General features: G+C 41.7%; 3 protein-coding genes. All 3 read right to left on the bottom strand.

All coding sequences use genetic code 11. The features are described from left to right. The coding region (locus ABYT26_RS17425; protein ID WP_372756270.1) for a DUF6850 family outer membrane beta-barrel protein at positions 1–1076 on the bottom strand (1076 nt) is incomplete at its 3' end. Positions 1077–1204: 128 nt separating this feature from the next. Beyond that, positions 1205–2434, bottom strand: a complete 1230-nt coding sequence (locus ABYT26_RS17430) for a DUF4876 domain-containing protein (protein ID WP_372756272.1) — start codon at positions 2432–2434, stop codon at positions 1205–1207. A 31-nt stretch (positions 2435–2465) separates the two neighbouring features. Next, positions 2466–5118 (bottom strand): TonB-dependent receptor domain-containing protein (locus ABYT26_RS17435; protein ID WP_372756274.1); only part of this gene is annotated, 2653 nt, incomplete at its 5' end.

Consider the following 5118-nt stretch of genomic DNA (forward strand, 5'->3'; position numbering starts at 1 on the left):
GAAGCATTTAGCTTTTGGCCATCGTAGATGTATGAATCCTGATAGCTTGTGCGGAATATATAGCCCTTACCCGTGATTACTTCGGCCTTGAGCCGACTTAGCAAACGATATTGATCTGAATTCACCAGATGCGATAGACCGAAGTCGTGTTTTTGGTATTCGTATTTGTACAGGTTTTCTGATATTGGACTATCAACGGATGTGATGTAGTACTTCCACTCTTCCTTTCCGGGATAGAAGGTGTAAGTAGCTGAAAATTTGTTTTTGTTTCCCGAATGGTAGGCAACAAGAAAGCTTGGGTTTTGATCTGTAATAAGAAGTTTATCGAGTCCTTCCTGATCTTCGAAATCACCCAATCCAGTGCTGATATAAGGATAATATTCCGTTCCGTTTACCTTAAATTTGTTGCTGTATTGGGGTTCTGATTTTTTTCTGCGATAAGAAATTCCCATCGATAAATATTGGTTATTATGAAGCTGATAGCTTGCTGAGGCCTGAAAATCCAATGCTAAATTGAATTGTTCGTTTCGAGTATCGACAATTCGAAAGTACAAATCGCCTGCATATTTTGCGCTCACGCCAACGTGTAAGCGTTCGCTTACTTGTTTGGTCATCATTCCGGTAACCCCATAATGCTTGGTTCTCCAGTCGCCCATGCGGTCGGTTACCATGCGAAAAGGACTCCCTACTTCTGATTTTTGATAGAATAAATTCCAGTCAGCCTCTTCGTGTTTGGCTGTATGGTAGGTAAAGTTACCGTAGAATTTCAGTTTTTGTTTGGCAAAGGATTGAACCGATTCGGTTTTAAAAGCGATTTTTTGATCGGTTTCAAAAGCATCAACGGTTTTAAAATCGCCACTTTCGTAGGTTCCATTAAATCTGATGCTCGACCAATCCCCATTCGACCAAAGCGATAGAGTGGAGGGGAGAAGCTTATACAAATCAAGTTGTTTATCGATGTAAAAGTCTCTTTCCGTACCATTGCTTAGCAAGTGTTTGTCTGAAAGATTTAATTCCTGAGCTTTACTGATGTTAAAAATCAAAACGAATAGAAAGGGGAGCAAATATTTTTTCATGAGGTTTAGGTGTAATGGAATTACGAGGAATTGCCTTTTTTGCCAGGCTCATGCGAAGCGTGTAAAAAAGCTATTGGAAAAAATTTGAAGGGGAAGAAAATGAGTTCAGTTCCCCTTCAAAAAAGAGTTTATTCGGTTACATGTACCGATTCAAAATCCTGACTACTATTGTTGGTGTCCTTGTAAACAATTCTTCCGTCAGTAGTTGTTTTCGCAACGGTTCTGCGCACTTTTAAACTTGTGTAAGAAGAACCTTCTACATAGTTAAATCCAGCGTCAACAGAGCTTGGTAATTTTTTATAAGCAGCCGATTCACTATCGTAAAGCATATCAATTCCATCGATAATATCATCCACGCTTAATTTTGTGTAGTAGGTTGGAGTTGTAATTTCCGGATCCTCAATCAGTTCGCTTGGAGTTTCATCGCAACGTAAAATGGCAACACTTGCACCGGTTGATAAAAAGGAGAACATTCCGTAGTTTTCAACATTCATGTAGATCATATCCATGTTGGTAACATCTACGTTATCAAGGTCCATCCAACTGTTTCCAAGTCTTCCTTGAGATTCTAACCAGTCAATGGCATACAACTCAAAATCAGCACCACTTAAGTCAACCGTATAGTCGTTGGCACCCCCATTACTCCAGTCAATCGCATCAAAAGCAATTACGATACTTTCCCCTGCTTCAATTGGATATTCGCTTCCCGATCCTGGCACTTGAGCGATTTTATCGGCATAAACATATTCCTCGAAACTTAAGGATGAAACGGTAGCCGTAGCATCAGAACCGTTATTCTGAGGAACCAAACTGGCAATGTATAAACCATCTGCATATACAACTTCTGAGGAGTTGTTGTAAATTTCGATGTACTGGTCTTTACTTAAAGTAGCCCAGGATGGATCGTTTGCTCCGCTGTAGTAAAACTCTTTAATAATTAAGGAGCTGGATGGCTTTCCGTCAAGAACAAGAGAAGCTTCAGAGTCAATTCCTCCAAATAAATCCACATTGCTTTCGGTTCCGTTCAGGGTGATCTCTTCGTAGTAACCCGATGCACTTCCCGCTTCTTCAGCACTTAAAGTGATGTAGGAAGAAAGGCTGTAGGTTCCTGGTGCGATATCATAAAAATAGGCCATTCCTGATGCGTCGGTAAGAACACTATCCTTCGAATTATCGGTTGTGTTTTCAAGATATACGTAAAGATCAGAGGTGGCAACAGCCGAAAAATCATCCGAAGCACTTACGCTTACGCTAAGATTTGCCAGAGATACTTCAGAGTCGTCGTTGCACGAAGTAAAGGGGAAACTTAGTGCAAGAAGGGAGAATAGTCCCCAAGAGGTAAATTTTTTGTGATTCATAATTGTTGGTATTATAATGGTTAATAAATAATTACAGTTTAAAATTCATTCCAAATCCGAATGAAACGCGGGAGTTTAGATAGACTCTCACATTGTTGGCAGTATCGATATAATCGGGGTTATGCCATAAAAAGTTGTTGGCATAAAACGAGAAGCTATGTCCTTGTTTGGTTTCCTTTCTGATTTGAAGGTGGAAATTGAAATAGGTCGGAGTTGGCGTGCTTTCATAGTAGGTGTTTGAACTCACCAAATCAGAGTACTCTTCACTTGTTCGCTGTTCTTCAGGAATTTCCACATAGTCACCTGCGCCATCATAGTAGGCAATAGGGTAGATGCTTGGATATTCGTCCACCGCGTATTTGTACTTCCAGTTCGCTTCGGTAATCATTGTGATTAAAAGTTTAATTTCAGGAATATGCTGAACCAGGGTTAGCTTCGATCTTGAGATCGTAGTATTGTAGGAAGGAGTTTCGTAAACTCCGTAACGATTCAGCTGAGTTCCAGATAAGGTAACCGACGATTTTAGGGTCGGTACATCCCGATGTGAATTGGTTTTCAGATAGCTACCCGATAGATGAATGCTTGTGTTGGTGGCTTTTATCTTTGGGAATTGAGCCGTTAGCTCCAAACCTGTGGTGGTAGATTCCAGTGCATTTGCGTAGGCACTCATGGTGCTCGATACATAGATCGATTCTCCCGAATACTGAACCAGAGGTTGCGCATCATCGTACTCCTCAACCACTTCCCAAATCTCTTTTTCGAAGGTTTTTAGCTGATTGTAACTGGTGATTCCATCCGTAATTTTTTTTCTGAATCCCGTAAGTCTGAAGTTCCATTTTTTGTGCTCAAAATCGATTCCTCCCTCAAAAGTATCTCCTCTCGAAGGTTTCAGGAAAGTATTGTCGGGCTGATAGATGTAGGTGGTAACTACGGCCAAACGTCTGGATTCATCATTGGCATAGTGGTTCAGATTAATGATGTCGAAGTAGGCTGGTCCGGGGTACAGCTGCAACATCGATGGTGCTTTGTAGGATAATCCATAGGCTGCTCTTATTCTGAATTTATCGAAATACTTCGCCGAAAAAGACAGGCGGGGCGATAGCAGATGATATTTCTCAATCATGTAATCGTATCGAGCTCCTATTTTTAGCAGATAGTTCGATTTTTCTCCTGCGTAGTTAATGTCGTCCTGAAAGTAGGCCGAGTAAATATGACTTGCCGGAACGTCATGGAAGTTCGATTCCCGCGATCCCGGACCCGTAACACTAGCCACCTGTCCTTCCGAAGGCAAAACTTTTCCCTTGCCATAGTTCTTATTAAAACTGTACTCCATACCAATATTGGTGCTGTGTTTTAGTGCGCCTGTTTTAAACAGTTGCTCGGTATCAAATCTGGCATTCACGTTTACCGGTGCTCCAAATAGTTCTGTTGTCTGATAGAAGGAGATATCTGAATAGTTCGTATAGTAAGTTCCTTCCTCCAGCGATTCTATGATTGGAATCGGACCATCTTCCATTAACTTCTTTTTTGTGTACTGATCGGTATAGTTTACACTTAGACTGTAATTGGTTCTTCCCAAAATATTTAAACTACCATTGTTGGATAAGCTAAAAGCCTGATTTTTCGATTCGGTCTGCGAGGTTACCACAGTCTCATCCGGATCGGATCGTTCTCCATCGAACGAATATCCATAGCTAAAAGCCATGTTGTTTGTCCAGGATAAGCGCTTCGAGAACTCTTTGGTCCATCGTAAACCGGTATTGATTCGTTGGTAGTAATCTTTTCGTGAGGTATTGCTCACATTGGAATAGGTATAATCGAAATCTACATTCAAAAATCCGCCCCTGTTCATTCGAAACCCTTTATTAATTCCTGCCTGATACGATTCAGGAGTGGTGTTAAAGCTAGCTCTCCAGGGGGTATAACCTGCTTTTCGCTTGATGAGTACCGCACCCGAAGTAATGTTTCCGTACTTGGCACTTGCTACACCCGAAATCACTTCAACCGATTCAATGTTCGAAGCGGAAATGCTTCTCAAGTCGACACCCTCGTTGGCCACATTGGTTCCTCCACTCTCACCAGTGGCCGAATTGTAAACCTGCATGTTGGCATCGTTGCTCAATTGGTTGCCGTCGATAATAATGGCGGTTCCAAATGAGTTGATATCTTCAGAATCACCATCAGCATTCCGCAGATTCACCTGTGCGGCATTGCTCAGGTCGGTAGCGCCTACTTGATTTCCGGGAATCAGCTGCAGAATGTCGCTCACACTTATCGGCTGCACTTGCTGTATGGCCTGACTGCCTATTTTATAGGTGGTACTTCCCGATTTGCTCTGGCTGGCTTGTGCTGTCACCGTAACTTCTTCTAAATCGAGAGAGGAGGGATGAAGGTATATATTCAGTTCTGTTCTCGATTTGTTAATGGTAATCTCATTTTCCTGTGCCTGATACCCCAGAACACTTATGTACATGATGTATTTTCCGGGCTGAACTTCCGAAAGGGTATACGAACCATCTTCGTTGGTTAGGTCGTACATGTAGGTCCCTTTTAGATTCACTACCGAATAGTAAAGTGGCTTTTTTGTTTTCGCATCGAATACTTTTCCTTTTATGCTCACCGTTTGTGCGAATGTGCCAAAAGAGGTCAGTAATAAAAAAAGTAGGGGGATTAATTTTAGACTC

It is taken from the genome of Labilibaculum sp. (genome assembly GCF_041595635.1).
Lineage (GTDB): Bacteria > Bacteroidota > Bacteroidia > Bacteroidales > Marinifilaceae > Labilibaculum.